The organism is Bradyrhizobium sp. URHC0002 (assembly GCF_054059515.1).
In genome coordinates this window covers 4,642,276-4,667,590 of record NZ_JBSSCF010000001.1, presented here as the reverse complement: position 1 = coordinate 4,667,590, position 25,315 = coordinate 4,642,276, and the positions used below count along the sequence as shown (strand labels likewise).

Sequence of the window (25,315 nt, the reverse complement as noted above, 5' to 3'; positions counted from 1 at the left end):
TACCCAAGAGTTCGTCGTCCGATGGCCACCCCCAAGCGATACGACCGGATTGCCTTTGTCGCGAGCGCAAGCACCGAGGCGCAGGCCGCGCTGGCGCAGTTGACCAAGCTCTACGGCAATCACGATGCCGATGATGCCGACGTCGTGGTGGCGCTCGGCGGCGACGGATTGATGCTGCAGACGCTGCACCGGCATATGCGCTCGGACAAGCCGATCTACGGCATGCATCGCGGCACCGTCGGTTTCCTGATGAACGAGTTCACCACGCACGATTTGCATACGCGGCTGGCGGCGGCGCGGGAATCCCTGATCAATCCGCTCCTGATGCGCGCCACCGACGTGCATGGCGCGGTGCATCTGCATCACGCCATCAACGAGGTCGCGCTGTTTCGCCAGACCAACCAGGCCGCACATCTGCGCATCCTGATCGACGAGCACGAGCGGATGGCGGAATTGATCGCCGACGGCATTCTGGTGGCAACGCCGGCCGGCTCGACCGCCTATAATCTCTCGGCACAGGGGCCGATCCTGCCGATCAACGCGGCGCTTCTAGCGCTGACCCCGATCAGCGCATTCCGCCCGCGCCGCTGGCGCGGCGCCCTGCTCCCCAACTCCGCTTTCGTTGTCATCGAGGTGCTCGAGGGCGAGAAACGCCCGGTCGCGGCCGCCGCCGACCATGACGACGTGCGCGATGTCCAGCGCGTCGAGGTGCTGTCCGACAAGACGATCTCGATGCGGATGCTGTTCGACCCCGGTCACAGCCTCGAGGAACGCATCCTGCGCGAGCAGTTCGGGTCCTGACGCCCGCCCGGTGACCGCCCGGTGGCCTCGAACCGGGTTCCTGGCCGGAAAAAAGTGACGCCATAGCTATCGGCGTGAGCCCGCCGGGCCGGCTTCGCAACCATTCCTTAACGAGCGCTGCGATATGGTTAACACCAGTATACCGTTTTGCTTGGCCGGGCCGGACCATGTATCGCATCGACTTCAACAAGCTGCGATTTCTGATTTGCGACGACAATCCGCACATGCGCCGCATCCTGCGGACGCTGCTGCATTCGTTCGGCGCGCGCGAGGCCTATGAGGCCGAGGACGGCGCCACGGCGCTGGAAATGTACAGCCACTACGTGCCCGATATCGTCATCACCGACTGGTCGATGCCGATCTTCGACGGCCTCGAACTGGCGCAGATGATCCGGCAGCCGGAATCGAAGGGTAACCCTTACGCGCCGATCATCATGCTGACCGGGCATTCGGAGAAGCGCCGCGTGACCGTCGCACGCGATGCCGGCGTCACCGAATTCTTGGCGAAGCCGATCTCGGCCAAGGGACTCTACCAGCGCATTCTCAACGTCGTCGCCAACCCGCGCCCCTTCATCAAGACCAAGACCTATTTCGGCCCCGACCGCCGCCGCAATACCAACAACGCCTATATCGGTCCCGAGCGCCGCGTTGGCGGCGAGGTGGAAGTCATGCAACAGCCGTCGCTGCTCGACAAGGCGCGGTCGGCCGTCTAGCGCCGGCCTGGAGACCATCATGACGAAGCAAAAGCCCGGGACCATACAGGTCAAGTCGTTTGGCGATCACCACGTGATCACGCAGCCCAATCCGCTCCGCAAGGTGTTGCTGCGCGTTCCCGAATCCGACCTCGACGATCCGGTCGGGCGCGCGGAAAAGGCGCTCGCGGGCCTATCCGGCGAATTCAAGAACTGGATGACGATCGAGGCCGACCGGCTCTCGGCGGCGCATGCGGTCGTTCTCCGCGACGGCTTCACCACCGACAACCGCGATGAGCTGTTTCGCGCCGCCCATGACATCAAGGGCGACGCTGCCACGTTCGGCTTCCCGTCCGCAGGCGCTGCCGCGGAAAGCCTGTGCCGCATCATCGAACACGCGCCCGACCTCGATCTGGTCCCGGCGGAGCTGATCACCCACCACATCAACGCCATTCAGGCGATCGTGCGCGAACGCACCAAGCTCGACACCGCCACGATGGCGAGCAAGCTGAGCAAACAGCTCCGCGGGGTCGCGGACGAATTCCTGGTCAAGGTCAACCGCGACCGCCCCGAACATCTCGAAGCGATCCTGGCGCCGAGCATCGTTCCGGCGGAGTAGCCTCCCCCGTCATTGCGAGCGAAGCGAAGCAATCCATCTTGCGCGCTCGTGAAGACGTGGATTGCTTCGCTTCGCTCGCAATGACGAGGATGGGGCGTCGTAGGGTGGGCAAAGGCGCACTTGCGCCGTGCCCACCATTGATGTTTCCGATTATGCGTTGAAGATGGTGGGCACGCTTCGCTTTGCCCACCCTACGCAGTTTTGGATTTCACGCTGCGATCAGATCGCGCTCGGGCGGCACGAACGCTTCGTCGGCGACCAGTTCCTCGCAGAACATGCGGGCTTCTTCGCGCGCGGACTCGGTCGCGAAGCGTCGCAGCAGGATCAAGAGCGGCTCGGCGGCCTTGCGGTCGGTCTCGCAATGGGTCAGCACGCGCTCGACCATGCGGCGGCGCAGCCGCGCCGCTCCGCCGAGAGTATCGACATAGCCGGTTTCATGGCTGACCTCGAGCGCCACACGAAACGCCGCGAAGGTCGATTCGGGAAGGCCGGCGCGGATCAGGAGTGCCTGCAGGCTGGCGCCGCCGCGGTCGTGCAGCAGCGCCGTCACGCGGGCCAGCGGCAGATCGGCCAGTTCGGCCAGCGCCGAATCGAACAGTTCGAGATTGCCCGACAACAGCGCGCGCAGGATCAGGCCGGCGTTCAATTGACCGGTGGCGCGCAGGTGCCGCACCAGGCCTTCCATGTCATCGCCGCGCGAACGCGCCGCGATGTTCACGGTCGAGCGCTCGCGCGCTTCATTGGCAAGCCGCCCTGCCCGGTCGGCGCTCAGCCAGTTACGCGCGACGACGAATTGCGCCAGCGTATCGGTGAGTTTGGCAACCAGCGCGACGCGGGTGGCGGCCGGCAGGCCTTCGAGCACCAGCATCGATTCGCGGATCGCGGCGAGATGGCCGTGGCGTTCGATGATGCGGTCCCAGGAAAACGGCGCCAGTTCGGCGTAGGCGTTTTCGATCAGTTCGAGCGCTGCGGCCGCCGAGCCGACTTCGGCAATCGCGGCGGAAACCGAGGGCGGCAGGTTGATGCGGCGGGCAATGGCGCATTGCATGTCGCTGTTGCCGGTCGCGACGATGTCGACGAGGTCGGCATCGATCAGAAGCGGTGAATGTTCGAGCACCGGCAGCGCGATCGAGGGCTGATCGAGCGAGAGCGCCTGCACGATCGCGGCCGGCGCGTCCGGGCTGCGTGAAAATACTTCCGCCATGGCCTGGCGGACCAGCGGCGACGGATCGTCGAGCAGCATCAGCAGCGCGCCTTCGGCGGCGATGCGATCGTCCTCGGTGAGATCTGAAATCAACCAGGCCCGCGCCAAAGCCCGCGTCGCCTCTGCCCGCTCGCCTGCCGGAGCGGTACGAATCCAACTTATGAACTGCCGAACGATCATGGTCCTGGCTTACGCAACCTGTGACGACACCGTGACGCGGTGCCACTATTAGAAAAAATAAACCATGACACTTAACAAAGTGGTTCACCATAAACGGCTGGTATTATTGACGTTTTGTTAAGGGTGGGAGGGCCGGCGGGAAAATCCGGCAAAACCGCCGGTATATGGCACCCCATCAGGAGGCCGCCGTCGAAACTGCGCAGGGGTGGGCAAAGGCGCATAGCGCTGTGCCCACCATCCATCGACCGGGATGTTAGGGGGTGGGCACGCTACGCTTTGCCCCACCCTACGAACTGAACGTGCCGCTGCGGTCGCTGAAGAGATCGAGCCGGCCGGGTGCGCGAACCTCGGGCTTATGTCCCGACAATATGGTGCTCGCCGAGGTCAGCGACGAATTGCTGCCCCACAATTCCTGCACCGCCGGCGAAATCGGCTGCGTGCGTTCGCCGGCCTGGAACAGCGAGCGGAAGATCGGCTCAGATGACGCCGCGGCAGTCTGCGATGTTGCCGCAACCGGCGTCACGCTGCGCTGATCCGGGAAGCTCGACAGATAGGCCGCATTGTCGATCGCCGTCGTTGCCGGCGCGGCGTTGCTCGCGACCGTAACGCGCCTCGGCAGATCGCCGCCGGCAGCCGCCATGGCGGTGCGCGTCACCGGCGAGTTGGCGGCGGCCGCGTAGCGCGTGTTCAGCACCGAATAGACCTGCGAGACGCTGCGCGTCTGCCCCGAGCGATCATAGAAGATCGACTGGTTTGCGGCCGCCGCGTTCGGAAACATCTGCGCGGCGGACGCATTCGGATTGTCCTCGGCGTTCTGGATCAGCTTGCCGGCGCCGCCGACGCCCATGAAATGCGCCATATAGAGTTCAGCGTCGGTCGGGCGGCGGCCGATCTTGCCGGTCAATTTGAAACTGTTGGACTGGGTCAGCACCGCCGCCATCGACGAGGCAGCCTCCGGATCGTCGCGCAGTTTCATGATCGCCGCGCGTGCGTCAGGGTCGCTGACCGAATAGCTGCCGGAAGGATCCTTGGTGATGGCGTCGGCATATTTGCCGTAGCCGAGATGGGCGCCCGCTTCCTTCACGGTGCCGAGCCAGGTCTGGTCGATGAATTGAAACAGGCCGCGTGCCGACGAGGTGGTGGCGGCGGCCTTCGGGTTGAAGTTGGATTCCATCTTCGCGGTGGCGAGCAGATATTCGAAGCTGGCGCCGGTGGTCGAGGCGGCCTGCTTGATCGAGCCCGCGATCCTCGCGCGCGCGGGATCGACACCTGCCGCAGCCGTGGCGCTTGTTGTGTCGACCGCCATGTCTCTGGTGCCTGCTCCTCGCGAAACCTCGCGCGGGCCCTCAAGGCCCTGGCAATCAGCGCCTATACGCGGTCGAGACTGCCGCAATTATAGTTAATGGGGGGTTAAGAAATCGCCCCTCGCCCGCTTGTCACGGCTGGGCTTCGTAATAGCGGGCGACCTGGTCGATCTCCTCCGCGGTCATCTGGCGAGCGATATTGCGCATCTGCTGGCTGATGTCGTTGCGGCGGGTGCCGGCCGCAAACGCCTGCAGTTGCGCCTTGATGTAGACCGCCGACTGGCCGCCAAGCCAGGGGCTGCCGGCCTTGTTGTCGACGTCGCCATGACAGGAACCGCAGGGCGCGATGTTGCGCATCGGCGCACCGATCGTGACGATCGGCGGTGGGACCATCGCTGGATCGAGCTTGTCCGACGGCACGCGCGGCAGAAAGGCATAATAGGCCGCGATATCCAGCATGTCCTGATTGCTCAGATTGGCCGCGAACGGACTCATGACCACGTTGACCCGCGCACCAGTCTTGAAATCGTTCAATTCCTTCCAGGTGACGGAGGCGAACTGCCCGGCCAGATTCGGCGAATTGGCATCGCTGACGCCCTGCGGCCCATGGCAGATCGCGCAGCGCTGCGCCAGCGTCGCGCCGCGGCCGATCGAGACCTGATCGTGCCGCGTCAGCATCTCCGACGTCATCACCACATTCGAAGTCTTGAAATCGGGCTGGATGGCGGCGCCCTGCGGTGACGCGCGCGGCACGCCGGCCGCACTGCAGATCGCATCCCAGATGCCGCTCAGCTTCAGGTCCGGCTGCGCCAGCGGCAGCCAGATCAGGCCGGCGAGCGCGGCAAGCACCGCGATGGCTGCCGTCACCCCGACGCTCGCGCTAAACCACGGATTGCGCCACGAGAACAGCGGCTGCTCGTTCATCGGCTCGCTCCGACATAGACCGCGGGCACGTTGGTTTCCTTCAGCACCATCAATTGCGCGATCGGATAGCCGTAATTGACCACCGTGAGGCCGATCATCAAGGCTAGCCACAGCCCAAAGCTGTTCAGCGCGGCCGGAAGTCGCGCCGGCATGTGCAGCGGCACCGCAAACCGATAGGCCCCCGCCTCGCTGCTCGCGGCCCGCTGGCCGCGGATCAGAACGATGAGAAACAGGATGCCCGAGACGAGCAGAATGAAGCCGCCAATCGCCGACATCGACACTGAAAACGCCTGCGGCGAGATTGCCGGATTGGCGTAGTCGTAGAACGCCATGCGGCGCGGCATGCCGAGAATGCCGACATAGTGCCACGGGAACGTGGTGACGATCATGCCGATGAACCACAGCCAGAGCTGGGCTCGCATCAGGCCGAAACTTTCAAGCGCGCGGCCGGTGAGATGCGGCCAAAGATCATAGGCGATCGCGAAATACATGATCACGATGGCGCCGCCGAAGATCAGGTGGAAGTGGCCTGTGATCCATTGCGTGTTGTGGACGGAGGCATCGAGCTGATAGCTCATGTTGATCAACCCGCCGGCGCCGCCGAAGCCGAGCATGACCAGCGACAGCGCCGTCGCCAGCATGATCGGATTTTGCCAGGGCAGCGCGCTCACCCATCCGAACGCGCCGCGCCCGCCGCGGAGCCGGCTGGCGATCTCTGCGGATGCGCAGATCGTGAACACCGTCAGCAGCGTCGGCAGCGCGACCAGCCCGGTGAACACCGAATGCATGAACTTGAATCCGGCGCCGACCTGCGGGTCGGCAAACAGATGATGCACGCCGATCGGCATCGCCACCACGACGAACAGGATAAAGGCAATCCGGCCCATCGGGTCGCTGTAGAGCCGGCCGCCGATCGCGCGCGGGAAGATCGTATAATAGGCGATATAGGTCGGGATCAGCCAGAAATAGACGATCGCATGCAATGTCCAGGAGAAGAACACCCGCGCCAGCCCGGCGTCGATGGTCGACCTCAGGCCGAGCGCCACTGGCAGTATCAGGAAAATGATCTCGAGTGCGGCGCCGACCGCCGTCCAGCCCCAGAGATACGCGCCCGCAACATTGGCGAACATCGCCAGTGGCACCGGTCTGTCGGGATTTTCCCGCTTCCAGATCGCCAGATTGATCGGCATCAGCGCGACCCATATCCATGAGCCGACCACCACCATCACGACGCCGATGTAATAGAAGGGATTGCCGACCATCGGCGGATAAAAAGTGTACAGCACCGAGGCGAGCCCCAGCGAAACCGGGATCATCGCCACCACGGCACCGACCGCGACCAGGAAAAAGCCTGCCCATGCCCAGCGGCGGCCGACCAGCGGCCTTTCCAGCGCCGATTCCGTGATCGCATAGCCGAACCCCATCGCGATCAGGGTGGGGAATACATAACCCATCGCCGAGCCGTGCGCCGTCACCGAGCGATAATAGAATTCCGGATTGAAGTGCCAGGCATTGAGCGGGCTGCGGACGAACATCTGCCAGGCGCCGAGCACCAGCGCCGCGCCGAACACGATGAAGGCAAGCCAGAAATGGGAGAGGATGAGGCGCTTGTTAATCAACACAGGTCAGCCTCCGTCGCGAAGCGGCGAGCTTGGCAAAGGCCGCCTTATCCACCACCTTCACCTTGCCCCACATGCCCTGATGGCCGATGCCGCAGAACTCCTGGCACGGCATCACATGCTCGCCCGGCGCCTTGAAGCGGATCGGCAGCTCAGCGACGTAGCCCGGCACCAGCATGGTGTTGATGTTGGTGCCCTCGATCAGAAGGCCATGGACCACGTCCGCGCTGGTGGTGCGCAGGGTGATCGGCGTATCCGCGGGCACCACGATGCATTGCGGCGTGAATGAATATTGCTGCCCGATGGCGCGCACGGTGACCGAGCCGTCGGCCTCGAGCGTGCTGCCGAGGTTGCTTTCGACGAATTCGCCGGAAAGATGCAGTGTCTTGGGGTCCGAGGTTTCGACCCGGCCTTGCGGCATGGTCGCCTGATGGATGCCGATGAAGGTCGCCATGCCGACCAGCAAGCCGACGATCACGATCGACAGGATAGCCCATCGCCGTTCGATGCGGGCCGCAACCGCTTCGCCGACGCCGTGATCCGTCTCGCTCGTCATGTTCAGGCGCTCACCATATTCAAGCACTCGCCATGTTCAGGCGCTCCTGGGCAGGAATACCAGGAGGTAGAACGCAAACCACAGTGCGATCACGATCGCGGTCGCAATGCCGGCGACGGCCACCGCACCGCCCGGGCCGGAACGGACGATGGCGTCGACGCGTTCCTCTTCGGAGCCCAATGTCGGCGATTGCGGCGGGGATGAATTGATCATGACGCCCCTCAGTTCAGTGTTGCCGCACGAAGTTCATTGGCCTGTCGCGCCGAGACGGCTGCGCCGCGATTGCCCCAGGATGTGCGGATATAGGTCACGACGGCGGCGACCTCGTCGTCGGACATCCGGTGCGCAAACGGCGGCATGCCGTAGGGCATCGGATTTCCCGCGGTGCCCGGCGGATAGCCGCCATTGAGCACCATCCGGATCGCGTTGACGGCCGAGGCCATCTGAATCGATTGGTTACCGGCGAGCGGCGGATAATGCGGCGGCATGCCGAGCCCCTCCGCGCCGTGGCAGCTCGCGCATTCGCGGTCGTAGATCTGCTTGCCCAACGACAGCAGCAGGCTGCTTTCCGCCGAAGGCAGCGGCGTGGCCGGCTTCTCCGGCGACGTGCCCTGCGCGAGGCTCTTCAGATAGATCGCCATCGCGCGGGTATCGTCGTCGTTGAGATATTGCAGGCTGTTGTAGACGACTTCCGCCATCGGCCCATACACCGCGCCCTTGGCCGATACGCCCTTGCGCAGATAATCGGTGATTTCCTCGATGGTCCAGTCGCCGAGCCCGGCTTCCTTGTTCGAGGTCAGTGAAGGCGCGTACCAGTTCTGCATCGGAATCAGGCCGCCCTCGAAAGCCTGCGATTCCGAACTGCCGCCCAGCGCATTGATCGCGGTGTGGCACATCCCGCAATGGCCGAGCCCTTCGACCAGATAGGCGCCCCGATTCCAGTCCGCCGATTTGGTCGGATCGGGCTTGTACACGCCCTCATTGAAGAACAGCGTGCGCCATCCGAGGATCAGCGAGCGATTGTTGAAGGGAAACTTCAGATCGTGCGGACGGTTGATCTGCTTCACCGGCGGGATCGAGCGCAGATAGGCGTAGATCGCGTCGCTGTCCTCGCGCGTCACCTTGGTGTAGGAGGCAAACGGCATCGCCGGATAGACCAGCCCGCCATCGGGAAAACGTCCGTTATGCATCATCTGGAAGAACTGGTCCGACGTCCACATCCCGATGCCGGTCTGCGGATCGGGCGTGATGTTGGAGGTGTAGAGCGTGCCGAACGGCGTCTTCATCGGCAGGCCGCCGGCAAAAGTCTTGCCCTCGCGCGCGGTATGACAGGCGATGCAGTCGCCGGCGCGGGCGAGATATTCGCCCTTGGCAATCAGGGCCGCATCCTGCGCCATCGCCGTCGACACGCCGACCAACAGCAACGATACGAGGAAAGCCGGGAGCAGAGCTTTCAAGGTTCTCGGCATGTGCACGATCTCCCCTTCAGTTCGGCTGGCTGCCACAGGCAAGCGGCATCGGCAGGCTGCCGCGCTTGGCAAAGGACGGGTCCGTCGGCGCGGGACGCGACGACAGAAAGGCCGCAACGGCCTTGACGTCGTCTTCGGTCAGAAGGCCTGCAATGATCTGCATGCAGTCCGGCGCAGCGGCGGTCCGCGTGCCGTAGCGCCAGCCGCCGAGCTGCGCGCTGATGTAACTGGCGCGCAGGCCAAGCAGACCGGGTATCGCCGGCTCCATGCCGCCAAACGTCGCGCCGTGGCAACTGGCGCAGGCCGGAACGCCGCGCTGCGGGTCGCCGTTGACGGCAATCGCTTCGCCGCGCGCGAGGATGTCGTTGCTGACGGTGGGGACCGCGGGCGCCGGGAACGGCGGCCGCAACGAGGCAAAATGTTCGGCCATCTGCTTCAGATAGGGGTCGGGCAGAAAGTCCAGCAGATAGTTCATCGGCGGATATTTGCGGCGCCCGTCCCTGAACGCCACCAGCTGATTGTAGAGATAGCCCGCGGGCTTGCCCGCCAGCCGCGGAAAATACACGTCGCTGGTGCCCTCACCCTCCGCGCCGTGACAGGAGGCGCAGGCGAGCACGCGTGCAGCCATGGTATCGGGCGGTTGTGGGGTGGTCTGCGCTCGCGCAATGCCAAGCGAAAGCACCAACAAAGCAAGAAGAGAGAGTGCCGAAGAGATTTGACGCGCCACCGTGATGCCCCATCTCGACCGCGAGATGGAACCTTCGCACATCGCACCAAGGGAGGCAACGCAGCTCTCGTGCCGAGAGCTGCGGCGTAGGCGCATGGATCAATTGAATTTATTTGCGATAAACGGTGGCCGGATCGAATTGCCTGTCCGCATCGACGAATGCCAACCGCGTGTCACCGTCGGCCGCCTCGATCTTGCGATAGAAGCAGGAGTGCCGCCCGGTATGACACGCTGCACCCTGCTGCTCGACGCGGATCCAGACCGCGTCCTGATCGCAATCCATGCGCATCTCGACCACGCGCTGGGTATGACCTGACGTCTCACCTTTTCGCCACAACGCATTGCGCGAACGGCTGAAGTACCAGGCCTCGCCGCTCGCGATCGTCTTTCGCAGCGCCTCGTCGTTCATATGCGCGACCATCAGCACGTCACCGGTCGCAGCGTCGGTTGCGACGCAGGTCACGAGACCGGACGCGTCGAATTTGGGCTGGAAGGCCAGCCCCTCTTCTCGCTCATTGGCAGTTGCGGATGTGGACACGATGATCCTCGCGGAAAGTTCAGCGAGGTTACCGGCTCGGTCCTCGCACCAGGGACAGGAAACGCTGCTGCTCCGCCGGATTGTCGCGGAACATGCCGGTGAACCGGCTGGTGAACGTCATCGCGCCATGCTTGGCGACGCCGCGCACCGACATGCAGGTATGCTCCGCCTCGATCAGCACGGCAACGCCGCGGGGTTTCAGGACCTCGTCGATCGCGGCCGCGATCTGGGCGGTCAGGTGCTCCTGGGTCTGCAGGCGGCGGGCAAAGATATCGGTGAGCCGCGCCAGCTTGGACAATCCCACCACCCGCTCGACCGGCGTATAGGCGATATGGGCCCTGCCGTAGAACGGCATCATGTGGTGCTCGCATTGCGAGGTGAATTCGATGTCGCGAACCAGGACAAAATCGTCGTAGCCGGCGGTTTCGCCAAAGGTGCGGTCCAGTACCTCGGCCGGGCACTGGTGGTAACCCTGATAGAGCTCGTCGAAGGCTTCGACCACCCGGCGCGGCGTATCCAGCAGGCCTTCGCGGCCAGGATTCTCGCCGATATAGCTGAGCAGCGTCAGCACGGCCCGTTCAGCCTCCCCGCGCGACGGGCGCGGCAGGTCGGCGCGGACGGCAGCGGCCAGGAACTCGGCCGGATCGAGCTCGGCCGGGCGGGCTTCCGGGGCCACATCGGGCGATTTGACTTCGGAAGGCTTCAAGTCGGGCGCCTTGCCGGGGCGGAGGGATTTGATCAATGCGTCCATGTCTTCTCCGTTCGACCGGTCCGAAAGACCGGAGTGTCACCGGGCAGACGGGGCGGCATGGCCGCCGGGCGCCTGAGTCCCATCCAAAAAACGCTGGCGGCCAAACCGGTTTCGATGTCGGGCCGCCTCGGCAAACGGCCGGGCTGTTTTTCCGCCGTTCCTGTCCATATATAGGACGATGAAACCCAGCCGCCAAGGGCGCTCGGACCGCCGCCCGGGACACCTAATCTCATGCTGAACGACATCTACAACAAGCGGATCATCGAACTGGCGGGCAATATCCCCCGCCTCGGCCGCCTCCCCGACCCCCACGCCAGCGCCACCGCCCACTCCAAGCTGTGCGGCTCGACCGTCAAGATCGACCTCAAGATGGAGGGGCCGGTGGTCACCGACTTCGCCCATGACGTGAAGGCCTGTGCACTGGGACAAGCCTCCTCCTCGATCATGGCAAGCCACGTGGTCGGCTCGACGGCTGGCGAGTTACGTGAATTGCGAGAAACCGTGCGCAAGATGCTGAAGGAAAACGGCAGTCCCCCTCAGGGCAAATGGGCCGACATCGGCCTGCTCGAACCGGTGCGCGACTACAAGGCGCGTCATGCCTCGACCATGCTGACCTTCGACGCCGTGGTCGATGCCATCGGCCAGATCGAAGCCCGGTCGAAGCAGACGGCGCAGGCGTAAGGGTAAGTCCCCGCCCCACACGCCGTCGTCATGCCCGCGAAGGCGGGCATCCGGTACGCCGGGAATTCTCGATCATTCACAGACGCCTCGGCGTACTGGATCATCCGCCCCAGTGCGCAATTGCGCACAAGGCGGATGATGACACCGTGGGTTGGGGCAGAACCTACTTCTGCTGCGGCTGAGCCGCGGTCGCGGCGCCGCCGGTCGGAACCGCGGCTTCGGCGGTCTTGGTGGACTTGGCCGGCTGCGGTTGCGCGTCGCCCCCGACGGCGGAACTGACGAATCGATCCTGCGGCTTGGAAGGCTTCGCCTCGGCCATCGGCACCAAAGAATTGTCCTGCGGGAACACGTCGGCGACCGCATCGGTCGTGACGAGATTGGCCAGGCGCAATTCACCGCGCGACATCTCGTGCAGATCTTCCCACGGCGGCACGCTGAGCGCGAGCGACAGCAGATCGCCGGTGCCGCCCATGTCGAAGGTGTATTTCGCGAGCCGGCCGATGTCGCGCTCCACGATCATCAGATCCTGCGCGGTGTAGCTTGCGGCCTTGGCGTCGTCGGCGCGATCGCCCATCCAGATCTGGTGCACGCGGACATGCGCGACGGGCGGCACGTAACGCGTCTTGCCCGACAGCAGCAGGAACACGCACATCGACTCGCAATAGGCTTCCGGCGCCACGCTCGTGCGTTCGCCGTGCGAGGTCTGCGTGCGCACGGTGGCGCCGACCGTGGTCAGCGCGCCGAGACTGCGGAATTTGCGGCCGAGCGCGATGGAATCGTTGACCGAGCCGCCGCTGGAATCCAGCACGATGGTCGCACCGGCGAGCTGGCGATCTTTGGCGAACTCGTCGAACTCCCTCGGACTATCCGATGTGACGATGCCCACCGCCGACACCCAGCCCCTGCAATCGGGCTGACAAGCATTCCACTTGAAATGCATCGGCTGCTTGCGCTCTTCGAGGGTGCCGCCGGCGTACGCCGAATTGCCCAGCGTCGTGATCGCGCCAGGCAATGCGAGACAAAAGGCGGTGGCGCCGAGGAGCGCCCAGCCGCGAAGTTTCAGCGACCTCACAAACCTCAATTTGGTTCCTTCCCCCAAATCCCAACAGGGATGCGATGCAACGGCCCCACTTCAACGCAACATGATTCTGTCATCGATGCGCTGCTGAAACGGTAACTGTACTGACATGTGCCGTCCATAATACCTTGGCGTGCCCCGGTGTTTTGCGGTGCGATAATTGCGAACTGTGGCGTAAATATCTGCGCGACTTGAGTTCCTAGCTTGGGAACACCCGCAAAATTACGTACATAGTTCAGCATGGCGCCCGCTGATCATTCATCGTCACCTCCGAAACACTGCACGGATTGTGCCAACACCGTCCATCGTCTGCCGCGCAATGCGGGGCGCGCACTGATCTGGATCTACCGGCACACGCTGTCGCCGCTGGTCGGCTACAACTGCCGGCATCTGCCGACCTGCTCGGTGTATGGCGACGAAGCGATCGAGCGCTTCGGCCTGTGGGGCGGCGGATGGATGACGCTGGCGCGGATCCTGCGCTGCCAGCCCTTCGGCACGTCCGGCATCGACAACGTGCCGCTGACGAGACCTGCGGGTGCGCGATGGTATCTGCCGTGGCGCTACGGACGCTGGCGCGGCGTCAACGACGCATGAATGCGCATTGCTGATGCGCTGGAACTCCGGTTCAGCCGTCCGCATTGATTTGGCACTCCCTCAGGGAGGAAACAAACGATGCGCTGGAAAATCAGTGACCATGGTTACGATGTCAGGCTGAACGACCTGCTGGCGATCTTCGCTCTGCTCATCCTCATTGTCGCAGCGTGGCAATATTTCGGCACGCGTTCCGAACCGTCCAGCAAAGCGGCCTTCATCGTACCGAGTCAAAGCGTACGCTGGTGAAGTCCGGGGCGTTCTATCGCCAGAAGAAGAAGCCGCCCCGCTGCTGCGGCCAGAAATTCCCTGGCGGACGCGGCCCTATATCCGCCGGCGGCCGCAGCCTGCGCGGACGCGGCGGTGACGGCGGTGCCTCCGTCGACGCCGTGGCGTCGATAGCGGGCGATCCATCGTCGGGCAATCTCACCGAGAGCAGCACATTCGATTCAGGCGTGCGCCAGCGGTAGCCGATGCCGAAATCGATCGGCTGCGCGCGGCGGAAGAGTGCAGCATATGATTCCTGGTAGCGCCCCGGGAATTCGTCGATCGGCCCGAGATAGCGGCCAAACGGGAACAAGCGCCATTTCTTCGTGCTGTAATAGGCCAGCGGAATTCCGGAATCGTCCTGGATGACGGTGGCGCTGTTGTTGAGCAGGAAGTTGCGCACGGTGGTGAAGTTGCCGGAATGCAGCAGGTAGGACGCGCTCTTGATCAGGCTGCTGGCGGGCGCGAGCGTCTCGCAGAATTTCAGGAAGCCGCTCGTCTTCACGCCGGAATTGGAAAGATCGGTCGAGAAGTAATACAGCGTCTTTTCCTGACCATCGCTGCCGGCGAACATGATGCGCACGCCGCGCACGGCATTCGGTCCGGCATTTTCGCCCGCGAAATGCGCCGCACCCTGGTCGTCCAGCGAGATCGGACTGACGCTCTTCACGGTCATGCCGGAGCGCGCCAGGAACACGTAGAGGATCGGCAGGGTGCCGCTGATCTGACCCGCCTGCAGATCGGTCTTCATGTCCTTGGTGATGAAGAAGCTGAAGCTCAGGATCGAACCGAGCGAACGCTCGACATTGTAGAGCGCTGACGCAATGCCGCCGCGCGGCAATCGCGAGAGGTCAGGCACCGAACCGACCGGCTCGAGCGCACTCAGCACATATGTCGACGCCTTGGAATAGAACGCGTTCGCATAGAGAAAGTCCGGACCTGAGAACATGTAGAACATGGTCGGCTTCGGCGCCGCCAGATTGGTATCCGCCCAGGCGCGGATCCGCGACACCTGGCGCTGCTCGAGTTTTTCGAACGCGGTGTCGAAGAATCTGGCGTGGCGCTGCCAGGCCGCCTCCCTGGTCAGCGGTGTGAGCGGCGAATCCGCCGACGGCATCATGCCGGCCAGAAATTTCGCGGTGTCGTCAGCGGATGCAGTTTGGGCACGAACAGGAAGCGCCGCCCCAAACAGCATCACGGCAGCAAGCGTCGCCATTCGAACGGAATGCAGCATGTTCATTCACGACCCGAGGATACGGCCACGGGGCCTTGATCTGCCCGCTTGCGGAAAACGGCGTAAATCAACAGGCCTGAAAACATGATCAGAAGACTCAGCAGCGACTGCCGCGTCCGCTCGGTCAAGAGATAGTACATCATGAAGCCCGTCACGATCAGGAAAATCACAGGCGTTACCGGGTACCCCCAGGCACGGTAGGGTCGCGGCAGACCGGGATGCGTGATGCGCAGCTTGATCACGCCAAGCACGGTGAAGAACGAACAGAACAACAGCGCGAACTGGATGAAATCGAGCACGTCCTCGAAGCTGCGCGTAAACAGCATCAGGCTCGCGACCGAAAGCTGAAACAGGATGGCGTAAGCCGGCGCGCCGCCAGTCGACCTTCGCGCGAACGGCCGCAGCACCGGAATGTCCTCACCCATCGTCATCATGACGCGCGGCCCGATCCACATCATCGCGCTGATGGAAGAGATCAGCCCGAAGCAGATCATCGCGCCGACGATGCGGCCGCCGAATTCGCCGAAGATGTAGCTGCCGGAAATCCGCGCGACGTCGAGCTGGCCCGCGAGCTTGTCGATCGGCGCGGTGTGCAGGAACACCGCGTTGAGCGCCACATACAAAGCCAGCACGATCAGCGTTCCGATCAGCATCGCCCGCGGCACGTTGCGCTCGGGCAACCTCACCTCGCCGATGATGTAGGTCGCCGCGTTCCACCCCGAGAACGAATACATCACGAACACGAGGCTGATCGCGAACGGCGCGCTGACGATATGGGTGAAATCGGAGGCGGATGGCGCAAACGATACCGGCTGCGCCGTGCCGATCACAAAGCCGCAGACCAGGAAGGCCACGATCAGCGCGACCTTCAGGATGGTGGAGACCAGTTGAAAGGTCGAGGAGTGCCTGACCCCGGTGAGTTGCACCAGCGACACCAGCCAGACCACGCCGATCGCCAGCGCCAGCGGCGGCGCATTGGGCAGGACCGACTTGCCGTATTCGCCGAATGCCATGGCGGCCAGCGCGACCGGTGCGGCGAAGCCGACCGTTGCCGACACCCAGCCCGCCACGAAGCCGAAGGCCGGGTGATAGGCCCGGCCGAGGAAGTTGTACTCGCCGCTCGAACGCGGAAACATCGCGCCGAGTTCACCGTAGGAAAACACCCCGCACAACGCGACGATGCCGCCTACGATCCACAGCAACAGGATCGAAAAGCCGGACGGGATGTCCTTGACCTGAAAGCCGAGGCTGGTGAAGACGCCGACACCGACCATGTCGGCAACGACGATGGCAACCGCCACCAGAATCGAAACGGTGGAGCCGCTGCCGGAGAGCGAGCCGGGCCACGCCGGGCTTCCCGTTTGTGATGCCGCCATGTCGGACCCATACGTTCAGCGCCCACAGCCTGGAGCCGCATCGTGCAGGCTGACGCGGTTCAATTCAAGCAATGTTAACAAGGGTTTAAATTGAGAGACAAAATAGGTTCTATAATACCCCGAGGCCACCCGTGCCGCCACCGGATTGCGAAAACATCGTGACGGTCCCACAATCGCGACACGATTGCATGGTCTCCTCGGGGCTTCCGGACGTGGGGAGTTTTTCCGGACGCTTAACGCCGCCTGAGCGCGTGCGAGTTTACGCCGGTTGACGGTGGATCTTGGGACATTGGGGTGGATGGTCGGATCGATTCCGAAATTCCTGATAGCTGATCGCGCCGGCCGGGCGACGTCCCCGGTCATGCCGCGCCGCGCCTTGCCGTTCCCCTTGCCTCTGCGATGGCATTGGCTGGCGATGGCTGCGCTGTGCGTGCCGCTGTCCTTTGTCCTGGTTCAATGCGGCAAGGCGCCGAGCGCCGACATGCTGGCGGCGAACACGGAAGGCGCAAAATCCCGGGCCGCCAAGTCCAAAACTTCCGCCGACCGGACTTCCATCGATACGTTCGACGACCGTTTCCCACAGCCGCAATTCTCCGACCGTTTCCCGACCGCCAATGAAAGCCTGCCGCAGTTCCAGCGCCAGGTCGCGCTGGCGCCGCAACCGCCGCGCACGGTGCGCACCGAGCCCGTGAGGGTCGCGTCGCTCACGCCGACGCTGACGCTACCCCGAACCGAGCGCGAAGAATTGACCACACTGGTCAGCATGAAGTCCTCGGCGTTCCCCTATTCCGGAACCAATCCGCGCTCCGAAGAGCCGTTCCTCAACATCGCCAAGGGCGACCGCAAGGGCCACCGCAGCTATGGCGGCCGGGTCTATTGGCAGGACGAGACCTACAACGACAGCCGCGTGCTGGTGCACGTCCCCGAGACGTTCGATGTCAGGAAGCCGGGCGTGATCGTGGTGTTCTTCCACGGCAACGGCGCGACGCTGGAGCGCGACGTCCGCGATCGGCAACTGGTGCCGCAGCAGATCTCGGATTCCGGCGTCAACGCCGTGCTGCTCGCGCCGCAACTCGCGGTGAACGCCGCCGATTCCTCGGCCGGCAAGTTCTGGCAACCGGGCGGCTTCAAGCGCTTCATCGATGAGTCAGCCAGCCACCTCGCCCGCCTCTACGGCGATCCGACGTCGGCGCAGGCGTTCGCGAACCTGCCGATCGTGATCGTCGGCTACAGCGGCGGCTTCCTGCCGACCGCCTGGAGCCTCGAGGTCGGCGGCGTCCCCAACCGGGTGCGCGGCGTGTTCCTGCTCGACGCCGTCTATGGCGAACTCGATAAGTTCGCGTCATGGATCGAGAAGAACCGGACCGGCTTCTTCGTCTCTTCATATACCCGCTACACCAAGCGGCACGACCAGGAACTGATGCAGACGCTCCGCGACAGGGGCATCACGGTCACCGAGAGCATGGACGGGCCGCTGCGGCCCGGCAGCGTCGTGTTCGTGCAGACGCCCGATGGCGTTACCCATCGCAATTACGTCACGCAGGCCTGGACCGAGCATCCGGTCAAGGACGTGCTGGTCAAGATGGCCGCTACGCCCGCTTTGACCCGGGTCGCCAGCGCACCGGCAGCGAGCCGGTAAAACGGTCAGGCGTCTTGCCTGACCTGCAGCACAATCCGCCCCATCGCGCGCCTGTTCGCCACCAGACCCATCGCTTCACCGGCACGCTGGAGCGGAAGCACCCGATCGACCTGCGGGCGGAGCTTGCACTCGCCGACCCATGCCATGACCCGCTCCGCCGCGCGGGCAGCTTCATCCGGGTAACGCTCCATCCAGGCGCCGACGAACACGCCGACGACCGAATAGTTCTTGAGCAAAGGCAGATTCATGGCGAGCGATGGAATCTCGCCGCTGGTGAAGCCGATCGGAAGCAGCCGACCGTTCCAGCCCATAGACCTCGCGAGCGTCGCGAAGCGTGCGCCGCCGACATTGTCAACGCAGATGTCGAGACCCTTCCCTGCAAGGGCCTTCACACGTTCACGCACGTCTTCGCACGAATGGTCGACGACCTCGGCGGCGCCATGCGTGCGGACCAGCGCTGCCTTCGCAGCCCCGCCGACAACGGCAATGACCCGCGCGCCCATCAAATGCGCGATCTCGACACAGGCGAGGCCAACGCCGCCGGCGGCCCCCGTCACGAGCACCGTCTCACCGGCCTGCAGCCGCGCCCGCTCAATCAGTGCATACCAGGCCGTGAGATAGGTGTGCATCACCGTCGACCCCACGGTGAAATCAACGTTGGCCGGCAGCATGGCGACGCTGCTCTCTTTGGCGACCATGCGCTCCGCAAATGCACCGAACCAGTTGCCGCAACTGACCCGGTCTCCGGGTCGGAAGCGCGTAACCCGGTCGCCGCAGGCCAGCACGATTCCGGCAGCATCCGTTCCCGGCACATAGGGAAGCGCCGGCCGCATCTGATAGCCGCCGCAGCTCATCAAGTAGTCCATGTAGCTGACGGACGCGGCATGGACATCAACGAGAACCTCGTTGGCTGCCGGGCGTGGCTCCTCGACCTCGGTGAACCCAAGGGCTTCGATGCCTTTAAAGGCGTTGCAAAGAATGGCACGCATCTCAACCTCCGCGACGCGTTTCTGACGCGACGGAGTCGCCGCCGAAGAGACGCGGCAAGAGCATCGGAACGCGCCGGCGATACTGCTCGTAGCTCGCGCCGAACGCGGCAACGAGGTCTCGCTCCTCCAACCTGACGCCGACAAGGATGTAGGCGGTGCTCATAACGGCGAACAACAGATGTCCCGCCGTCATATGCGGGGCCGCCCAGAACGCGAGCAGCATGCCCAGCATCAGCGGGTGACGCACCAGCCGGTACAGCAGCGGCGTCCTGAACGCCTGCATGCGACCGGCGGCTCCACGCAGCGCGTCGACGACCTGGCGCAAGCCGAACAGCTCAAAATGATCGATCTGAAATGTCGAAAGCAGCGCGATCAGCCAGCCCATCCAGAAGATCGCCGTGAGCATCGCTGCCGACCAGCCCTCAACGCGCCAGACGGTCGCGGCGATCGGGCGCCACTGCCAGAATGTAAGGATCAACAGAGCGCTCGAGATCAGCACATAGGTGCTGCGCTCGCAGGACGCCGGGATGATGCGCGTCCACCAGCGCTTGAAGGCCGGGCGCGCCATGACGCTGTGCTGGATCGCAAACAGGCCAAGCAGAATCGCGTCGATCACGACCGCGTGCGCGGGAGCGCTGTCCGGTCCGACGTCGATCGTCTTCGGGACGAGGAAATTGCCGAGGAAGGCCGGCGTGTAGGCAAATGAAAGCGAGAAGATGAGATAGCTCGCGAGGCCATAAACGAGGGCGACGGCGCGTCCAATCATGACGTTTCTCCAAAGGGTGACGGTGTATTCCGCCCGGTGCTATCATCGCAGCGTCCCCTCAGCGTCCCCGGGGCGCATGGCGTCCCCGCAACGCCACCGCGTTCCTGGACGCCAGCACTGAAGATCGCACCGCCATGGCTTCGTTCAGCGTCCGGACGCTCGGGTTCCCGGAGATCCGTTGTGATGACCGCCTGTGCCCGTTGGCGTTGCGCAAGGGCCTCGCGCTGCTGGTCTATCTGGCCGAAGCCAAGGGCCCGGTCGGGCGCGATGTGATCGCAACCATGCTGTGGCCGGAAAGTCCGGCGGACGTGGTAAGGGCACGGCTGCGCCGGCTGCTGCATCGCCTCCAGCTCGCGCTCGGCGATGTGCTCGCCTCCGACAGATCCACGGTCCGGCTGTCGGCGGCACTCGATCTGAAAATCGATTCACGCCTGTTCGAAGAGGCTTGCGACCGCGGCGCGTTCGAGCGTGCCAGCACTCTTTATCAAGCCGACTTTCTCGACGGCTTCTCGCCCGGCGACTGCCCGCAATTCGACGAGTGGGCATTCTTCCGCAGGGAAGCCCTGCGCGGCCGCGCGATCCAGGCGCTGGAGCGCGTGGTGCAGGAGAAGCAGTCAACGGGCGACTACGCCTCCGCCGCCGCGCATGCCGGCCGCCTGGTGGCGCTCGATCCGCTCAGCGAAATCTATGCACGCCACCTCATTCGCAATTTGATGCTGGGCGGCGATCGCGCCGCGGCCGAACGGCAGTTCAAGGCGCTGACGCAACGCTTGCGCGACGAACTCGACGTCGCGCCCGAAGCCGAGACGACCACACTGCTCGAAGCCGCTGCCGAGGCGCCGCCGGCGACCCAATATGTCAGCGGCGGCAGCGTCCATCTCGCCTTCCAGACCTACGGCAAGGGGCGCATCGACATCCTGGTGCTGGCCGGTTTCGTGTCCCATGTCGAGCGCGTCTGGGAGGATGTAGGATGTCGGGCGTTTCTCTCCTCGCTGGCCGAGATGGGCCGTCTCATTCTGTTCGACCGCCGCGGCGTCGGCCTTTCCGACCGGGTCGGGTACAGGCCGAGCGCTGAGGCGACCGCACAGGACATCGGCACCGTGCTCGATGCCGCGGGCTCGCGCCGGGTCGTGCTGTTCGGCGCATCCGAAGGCGGGCCGGCCTGCATCAGTTTTGCGGCCGAGCATCCTGACCGCGTTGCCGGGCTGATCCTGTTCGACTCGCTCGCGAAGGGAAGCTTTGCGCCTGACTATCCGCATGCGCTGCACGCCGATCAATTTGATGCGTGGCTGCAGCAGATCGTGTCAGCCTGGGGCGGGCCGGCGGGAATCGAGGCGTTCGCGCCTACTCTGGCCGGCGACGCGAAAGCGCGAGCCTGGTGGGCCGGCCTGCTTCGCGCGGCCTCCAGCCCGGGCGCCATCAAGGGCGTGCTCGAGGCTCTGCGCGATACGGATGTGCGGCATCTTCTCAAGCGGGTTGCCGTTCCGACGCTGGTGCTGCACCGCCGCGGCGACCGCGCCGTCCGCATCGGCGCCGGAAGACATCTTGCCGACCACATCCCGCAGGCGCGTTTCATCGAGCTCGACGGCGCCGATCACTGGGCCTTCGCCGGTGACCAGCAAGCGGTGCTCGACCACATCAGGCCGTTCGTCGGCGATCTCGCGAAGTGATCGGCCGACATTCGCGGCTTGCATCGCATGCCTTGGGCTTTCGCCAGCACCGAACAGCCGTATCGATAGCGCATCTTGCGCTCACTTCGCCGGAGTCGCGGGAACAGCGGAAACCGGTGGAATTGCGGGAGATGGGTTGAGACTGGAAGACGTGGCCGCAGGCCGGGTGGTGTTTGCCGGGCACGATGTCAACAGCTGCGTCCATGACGTCCCAAGGCCAAGCGTATCGATGTCGAACGTCGCGAGCTTGGTCTTGCCTTCCGGGTCGAGCGTACCCTCGCCCATGTGAAGGCTGGAAGCTGCCAGCATCGCCTGCATGGCATCGGGGGCGACGATATCGCTCCACACCTCGTACTTGCCGACGCGCGCGGGATACTTTCCAAAGGCCACGGACTTGTCCGGTCCCGCCGTCAGCATCATCGTCCTGAGGCCACCACCGCTTGGGTCGGATTCCCGCACGAACATCAGCCGGGCGCGATCCTTGTTCTCGCAGAACAGCCGCCACTCCATCGTTCGGAACGACGCGTCGTCGCCCTGTTTTGCCGCGGCGATCTTGCGGACGTACGGGCGCGACGCGGCTTCGAGTGTCCACGCCGTTTCCGGCAAGGGGCGTGTATCGATGCCGAAGCGATAGAGCTCGGCCCGCGTGAGGACATGCAAGCTCTCGAATTTTACCGTCTTGATGAGATCATCCAGCTCACGGCGAACGCCCATGGAAACGACGAAGGCGGCGCGCTCTCGGTCAGCCCTCTCGATGCCGCGTTGCTTGAAATCGGCAATCTGCTGCGCCGAGAATGGCCCGCGAACGAGCAGCGTGAGCCTGGAGTTATGTACGGCGATCGCGGCATCGGGCGCGACCTCGCGGGTCGTGGCGCCGAGAAACAGATAGCCGCAGGCAGAATTGCACATGGCGTTGCGGGTCGTGAGCTCGGCCTCGACCTCCCCGCCTGCCGTCTTGACCTTGAGGCAGGCCGCGTCGACCTGGGTTACTCCGGCGCAGGCGGTTGCGATGGTGCGTCCGATCCGGGCTGTGGCCTTCCTGCTGCGCAGCAGGCGGGCGATGGCGTAGGATGGCCTGACCGAGCCGCCCGGCGAATGAAGGTAGATCGGCCGCCTGGTGTCCTTGACGTCGCGCAGGAAGCGGCTGACGCGCACGGCCGCGCCCTCGTCGACCTGGCCCTCGATCGCAATCCAGCGATCGCAGCCCGGACCGCACGAATTGGCAGGGCCCCTGGCATTGTAAATGATCAGCCTGGGTGCAAATCCAGCCTTTTCGGCCGGCGATTCGGCACGCACCTCGCCGTGAACCAGCAGCAGGGCTGCGAGAAGGAGAAGGCGAAGCATCATGACCGGCGTAATCAGCGGGATAACGGAAGCAACGGCCAAAGCTAGAGAATGCCTGCCGCCACCGCAACCCTTGATCGCGCCGCCTCTCGCGGTGCTCGAGCGATCGGACTTAAGGCCATTGATTGTAGGCAGGATTTGACCTGAATTTCTCGATATTGCCCGATTGCAGGAGCCGAATCCCCTGCTATACCGCTGCTTCCCGCTTACCTGCGCTCGTTCGCAGGAGTGAGCTTTAGGAGAATGACATGTCTGACCAGAACCCGCCCGCATCCGGATTCCAGTTCGGCCTTGCTAATTTGAAACCGGCCGAGCCCTTGGAAAAGATCACCCTCACCTTCCCGGACGGCGCGAAGCGCGAATATCCCAGGGACATCACTGGACTCGACCTCGCCAAGGGCATCTCGCCGTCGCTGGCCAAGCGCACGGTGGCAATGGCGCTGGATGGCGTGGTCACCGACCTCAACGATCCGATCTCGGGCGATGCGAAGATCGAGCTCATCAACCGCGACGACGCGCGCGCGCTGGAACTGATCCGGCATGACTGCGCGCATGTGCTGGCGGAAGCGGTGCAGTCGCTGTGGCCGGGCACGCAGGTCACCATCGGCCCGGTGATCGAGAACGGCTTCTATTACGACTTCTTCCGCAACGAGCCGTTCACGCCGGAAGATTTTTCGGCGATCGAAAAACGGATGCGCGAGATCATCGCGCGCGACAAGCCCTTCACCAAGCAAGTGTGGGACCGCGAAAAGACAAAGCAGGTGTTTCGCGACAAGGGCGAGGCCTTCAAGGTCGAACTGGTCGACGCCATTCCCGGCGACGAACCGATCAAGATCTATTTCCAGGGCGACTGGTTCGACCTTTGCCGCGGCCCGCATATGAGTTCGACCGGCAAGGTCGGCAATGCCTTCAAGCTGATGAAGGTGGCGGGCGCCTATTGGCGCGGCGACTCGAACAACCCGATGCTGACGCGCATCTACGGCACGGCGTTCGCCAAGCAGGAAGAGCTCGACGCTTACCTCAAGCAGATCGAGGAAGCCGAGAAGCGCGACCACCGCAAGCTCGGCCGCGAGCTCGACCTGTTCCACTTCCAGGAAGAAGGCCCCGGCGTGGTGTTCTGGCACCCGAAGGGCTGGACCATCTTCCAGGCGCTGATCGCCTATATGCGCCGCCGCCTGACCGGCGACTACAGCGAGGTCAATGCGCCGCAGATCCTCGACAAGGTGTTGTGGGAAACGTCCGGTCACTGGGACTGGTACCGCGAGAACATGTTCGCGGCGCAGTCGGCCGGCGACGAGGCCGAGGACAAGCGCTGGTTTGCGCTGAAGCCGATGAACTGCCCGGGCCATGTGCAGATCTTCAAGCATGGCTTGAAGAGCTACCGCGACCTGCCCTTGCGCCTTGCAGAATTCGGCGTGGTGCATCGCTACGAGCCGTCGGGCGCCATGCACGGCCTGATGCGCGTGCGCGGGTTTACGCAAGATGACGCGCACGTGTTCTGCACGGAAGCCCAGCTTGCCGACGAGTGCCTCAAGATCAACGAGCTGATCCTGTCGACCTATGCCGATTTCGGCTTCGACGGCGAACTGACGGTCAAACTCTCGACCCGGCCGGATAAGCGCGTCGGCACCGACGAGATGTGGGATCATGCCGAGCGCGTGATGGCGACCGTGCTGGCGGAAATCCAGGCCAGCGGCAGCAACCGCATCAAGACCGCGATCAACCCCGGCGAAGGCGCGTTCTACGGGCCGAAGTTCGAGTATGTGCTGCGCGACGCCATCGGCCGCGACTGGCAATGCGGCACCACGCAGGTCGACTTCAACCTGCCGGAACGGTTTGGCGCGTTCTACATCGACGCCGACGGCTCGAAGAAGGCGCCGGTCATGGTACACCGCGCGATCTGCGGCTCGATGGAACGCTTCATCGGCATTTTGATCGAGCACTTCGCCGGTAACTTCCCGCTCTGGCTGGCGCCGGTGCAAGCCGTGGTGACGACGATCACGTCCGAGGGCGACGAATACGCCAAGGTGGTCGCGGCCGCCGCGCGGCGTGCCGGATTGCGCGTCGAGATCGATTTGCGCAACGAGAAGATCAACTACAAGGTCCGCGAGCACTCGCTGGCAAAAATCCCTGCCCTGCTCGTCGTCGGCAAGAAGGAAGCCGAGACCCATTCGGTCTCGATCCGCCGGCTCGGCAGCGAGGGGCAGAAGGTGATGCCGACCGACGAGGCGCTGGCCGCGCTCGTCGAGGAAGCGACGCCGCCTGATGTGAAGCGGGAGCGGGCCGCGGGCTGATC

At 64.1% G+C, this 25,315-nt stretch carries 25 protein-coding genes; 9 read left to right on the top strand and 16 right to left on the bottom strand.

The genetic code is table 11. From position 1 onward, the window contains the following. Window positions 1-21 precede the first annotated feature (21 nt). From ACVWVY_RS22590 to ACVWVY_RS22580, 3 genes are all read left to right on the top strand, one after another. Entirely contained in the window at window positions 22-801 is a 780-nt protein-coding gene (locus ACVWVY_RS22590; protein WP_456628454.1) for an NAD kinase, read from the top strand. 167 nt (window positions 802-968) lie between these two features. After that, on the top strand, window positions 969-1,514 hold the full coding sequence (locus tag ACVWVY_RS22585) for a response regulator (protein ID WP_025590237.1): 546 nt from the start codon (window positions 969-971) through the stop codon (window positions 1,512-1,514). A gap of 19 nt (window positions 1,515-1,533) precedes the next feature. Next, a complete protein-coding gene (locus ACVWVY_RS22580) occupies window positions 1,534-2,112 on the top strand; it encodes an Hpt domain-containing protein (protein ID WP_456628453.1) in 579 nt (192 codons plus the stop codon). 208 nt (window positions 2,113-2,320) lie between these two features. Here ACVWVY_RS22580 and ACVWVY_RS22575 read toward each other — a convergent pair whose 3' ends face one another. From ACVWVY_RS22575 to folE, 10 genes are all read right to left on the bottom strand, one after another. Then, window positions 2,321-3,496, bottom strand: a complete 1,176-nt coding sequence (locus tag ACVWVY_RS22575) for a DUF2336 domain-containing protein (RefSeq protein WP_456628452.1) — start codon at window positions 3,494-3,496, stop codon at window positions 2,321-2,323. Between the two features lie 286 nt (window positions 3,497-3,782). Next, a complete protein-coding gene (locus tag ACVWVY_RS22570; RefSeq protein ID WP_456628451.1) occupies window positions 3,783-4,802 on the bottom strand; it encodes a transglycosylase SLT domain-containing protein in 1,020 nt (339 codons plus the stop codon). Window positions 4,803-4,932: 130 nt separating this feature from the next. Continuing rightward, the gene (locus ACVWVY_RS22565; protein ID WP_456628450.1) at window positions 4,933-5,724 is read right to left on the bottom strand and encodes a c-type cytochrome; all 792 of its coding nucleotides are present in this window, start codon (window positions 5,722-5,724) and stop codon (window positions 4,933-4,935) included. After that, on the bottom strand, window positions 5,721-7,346 hold the full coding sequence (locus ACVWVY_RS22560; RefSeq protein ID WP_456628449.1) for a b(o/a)3-type cytochrome-c oxidase subunit 1: 1,626 nt from the start codon (window positions 7,344-7,346) through the stop codon (window positions 5,721-5,723). The genes ACVWVY_RS22565 and ACVWVY_RS22560 overlap by 4 nt, the downstream gene beginning before the upstream one ends. Next, window positions 7,336-7,899, bottom strand: a complete 564-nt coding sequence (locus ACVWVY_RS22555; protein WP_456628448.1) for a cytochrome C oxidase subunit II — start codon at window positions 7,897-7,899, stop codon at window positions 7,336-7,338. The genes ACVWVY_RS22560 and ACVWVY_RS22555 overlap by 11 nt, the downstream gene beginning before the upstream one ends. Before the next feature lie 36 nt (window positions 7,900-7,935). Then, window positions 7,936-8,112: a hypothetical protein gene (locus ACVWVY_RS22550; RefSeq protein ID WP_456628447.1), complete on the bottom strand. Its 177-nt coding sequence runs from the start codon at window positions 8,110-8,112 to the stop codon at window positions 7,936-7,938. Window positions 8,113-8,120: 8 nt separating this feature from the next. Beyond that, window positions 8,121-9,368 (bottom strand): c-type cytochrome, encoded by a 1,248-nt coding sequence (locus tag ACVWVY_RS22545; RefSeq protein ID WP_456628446.1) that lies wholly within the window; start codon window positions 9,366-9,368, stop codon window positions 8,121-8,123. Window positions 9,369-9,384: 16 nt separating this feature from the next. Then, window positions 9,385-9,996, bottom strand: coding sequence for a c-type cytochrome (locus tag ACVWVY_RS22540; protein WP_456628445.1), 612 nt, complete (start codon window positions 9,994-9,996; stop codon window positions 9,385-9,387). Window positions 9,997-10,204: 208 nt separating this feature from the next. Then, window positions 10,205-10,633, bottom strand: a complete 429-nt coding sequence (gene hisI / locus ACVWVY_RS22535) for a phosphoribosyl-AMP cyclohydrolase (protein WP_456628444.1) — start codon at window positions 10,631-10,633, stop codon at window positions 10,205-10,207. Window positions 10,634-10,661: 28 nt separating this feature from the next. Further along, window positions 10,662-11,384: a GTP cyclohydrolase I FolE gene (gene folE, locus ACVWVY_RS22530; RefSeq protein ID WP_456628443.1), complete on the bottom strand. Its 723-nt coding sequence runs from the start codon at window positions 11,382-11,384 to the stop codon at window positions 10,662-10,664. Window positions 11,385-11,615: 231 nt separating this feature from the next. Between folE and ACVWVY_RS22525 the strand changes: the two genes are divergently transcribed. Next, a complete protein-coding gene (locus ACVWVY_RS22525; protein ID WP_456628442.1) occupies window positions 11,616-12,065 on the top strand; it encodes an iron-sulfur cluster assembly scaffold protein in 450 nt (149 codons plus the stop codon). Window positions 12,066-12,228: 163 nt separating this feature from the next. Here the strand turns inward: ACVWVY_RS22525 and ACVWVY_RS22520 are convergent, their stop codons facing one another. After that, a complete protein-coding gene (locus tag ACVWVY_RS22520; protein ID WP_456628441.1) occupies window positions 12,229-13,146 on the bottom strand; it encodes a hypothetical protein in 918 nt (305 codons plus the stop codon). A gap of 237 nt (window positions 13,147-13,383) precedes the next feature. Here ACVWVY_RS22520 and yidD point away from each other — a divergent pair, with 237 nt between their 5' ends. Next, complete coding sequence (yidD, locus tag ACVWVY_RS22515; RefSeq protein ID WP_456628440.1) at window positions 13,384-13,737, top strand: membrane protein insertion efficiency factor YidD; 354 nt, start codon at window positions 13,384-13,386, stop codon at window positions 13,735-13,737. 78 nt (window positions 13,738-13,815) lie between these two features. Continuing rightward, window positions 13,816-13,983 (top strand): hypothetical protein, encoded by a 168-nt coding sequence (locus tag ACVWVY_RS22510; RefSeq protein WP_456628439.1) that lies wholly within the window; start codon window positions 13,816-13,818, stop codon window positions 13,981-13,983. Between the two features lie 13 nt (window positions 13,984-13,996). Here ACVWVY_RS22510 and ACVWVY_RS22505 read toward each other — a convergent pair whose 3' ends face one another. Next, complete coding sequence (locus ACVWVY_RS22505; protein WP_456628438.1) at window positions 13,997-15,235, bottom strand: hypothetical protein; 1,239 nt, start codon at window positions 15,233-15,235, stop codon at window positions 13,997-13,999. A gap of 2 nt (window positions 15,236-15,237) precedes the next feature. Next, window positions 15,238-16,611: an APC family permease gene (locus tag ACVWVY_RS22500; RefSeq protein ID WP_456628437.1), complete on the bottom strand. Its 1,374-nt coding sequence runs from the start codon at window positions 16,609-16,611 to the stop codon at window positions 15,238-15,240. A 298-nt stretch (window positions 16,612-16,909) separates the two neighbouring features. Here ACVWVY_RS22500 and ACVWVY_RS22495 point away from each other — a divergent pair, with 298 nt between their 5' ends. Next, complete coding sequence (locus tag ACVWVY_RS22495) at window positions 16,910-18,250, top strand: alpha/beta hydrolase (RefSeq protein ID WP_456628436.1); 1,341 nt, start codon at window positions 16,910-16,912, stop codon at window positions 18,248-18,250. Window positions 18,251-18,255: 5 nt separating this feature from the next. Here ACVWVY_RS22495 and ACVWVY_RS22490 read toward each other — a convergent pair whose 3' ends face one another. Both ACVWVY_RS22490 and mddA read right to left on the bottom strand, forming a co-directional pair. Continuing rightward, window positions 18,256-19,239 carry an NADPH:quinone oxidoreductase family protein gene (locus ACVWVY_RS22490; protein ID WP_456628435.1) on the bottom strand — a complete coding sequence of 328 codons (984 nt, stop codon included), beginning with the start codon at window positions 19,237-19,239 and terminating at the stop codon, window positions 18,256-18,258. Window position 19,240: 1 nt separating this feature from the next. Then, the gene (gene mddA / locus ACVWVY_RS22485) at window positions 19,241-20,005 is read right to left on the bottom strand and encodes a methanethiol S-methyltransferase (RefSeq protein WP_456628434.1); all 765 of its coding nucleotides are present in this window, start codon (window positions 20,003-20,005) and stop codon (window positions 19,241-19,243) included. A 134-nt stretch (window positions 20,006-20,139) separates the two neighbouring features. On the opposite strand from mddA, the gene ACVWVY_RS22480 reads away from it, so the two are divergent. Beyond that, complete coding sequence (locus ACVWVY_RS22480; RefSeq protein WP_456628433.1) at window positions 20,140-21,675, top strand: alpha/beta fold hydrolase; 1,536 nt, start codon at window positions 20,140-20,142, stop codon at window positions 21,673-21,675. An 81-nt stretch (window positions 21,676-21,756) separates the two neighbouring features. Here ACVWVY_RS22480 and ACVWVY_RS22475 read toward each other — a convergent pair whose 3' ends face one another. Continuing rightward, window positions 21,757-23,022: a hypothetical protein gene (locus ACVWVY_RS22475; RefSeq protein WP_456628432.1), complete on the bottom strand. Its 1,266-nt coding sequence runs from the start codon at window positions 23,020-23,022 to the stop codon at window positions 21,757-21,759. A 245-nt stretch (window positions 23,023-23,267) separates the two neighbouring features. Between ACVWVY_RS22475 and thrS the strand changes: the two genes are divergently transcribed. Continuing rightward, window positions 23,268-25,313 carry a threonine--tRNA ligase gene (gene thrS / locus ACVWVY_RS22470; RefSeq protein WP_456628431.1) on the top strand — a complete coding sequence of 682 codons (2,046 nt, stop codon included), beginning with the start codon at window positions 23,268-23,270 and terminating at the stop codon, window positions 25,311-25,313. Window positions 25,314-25,315: the final 2 nt, after the last annotated feature.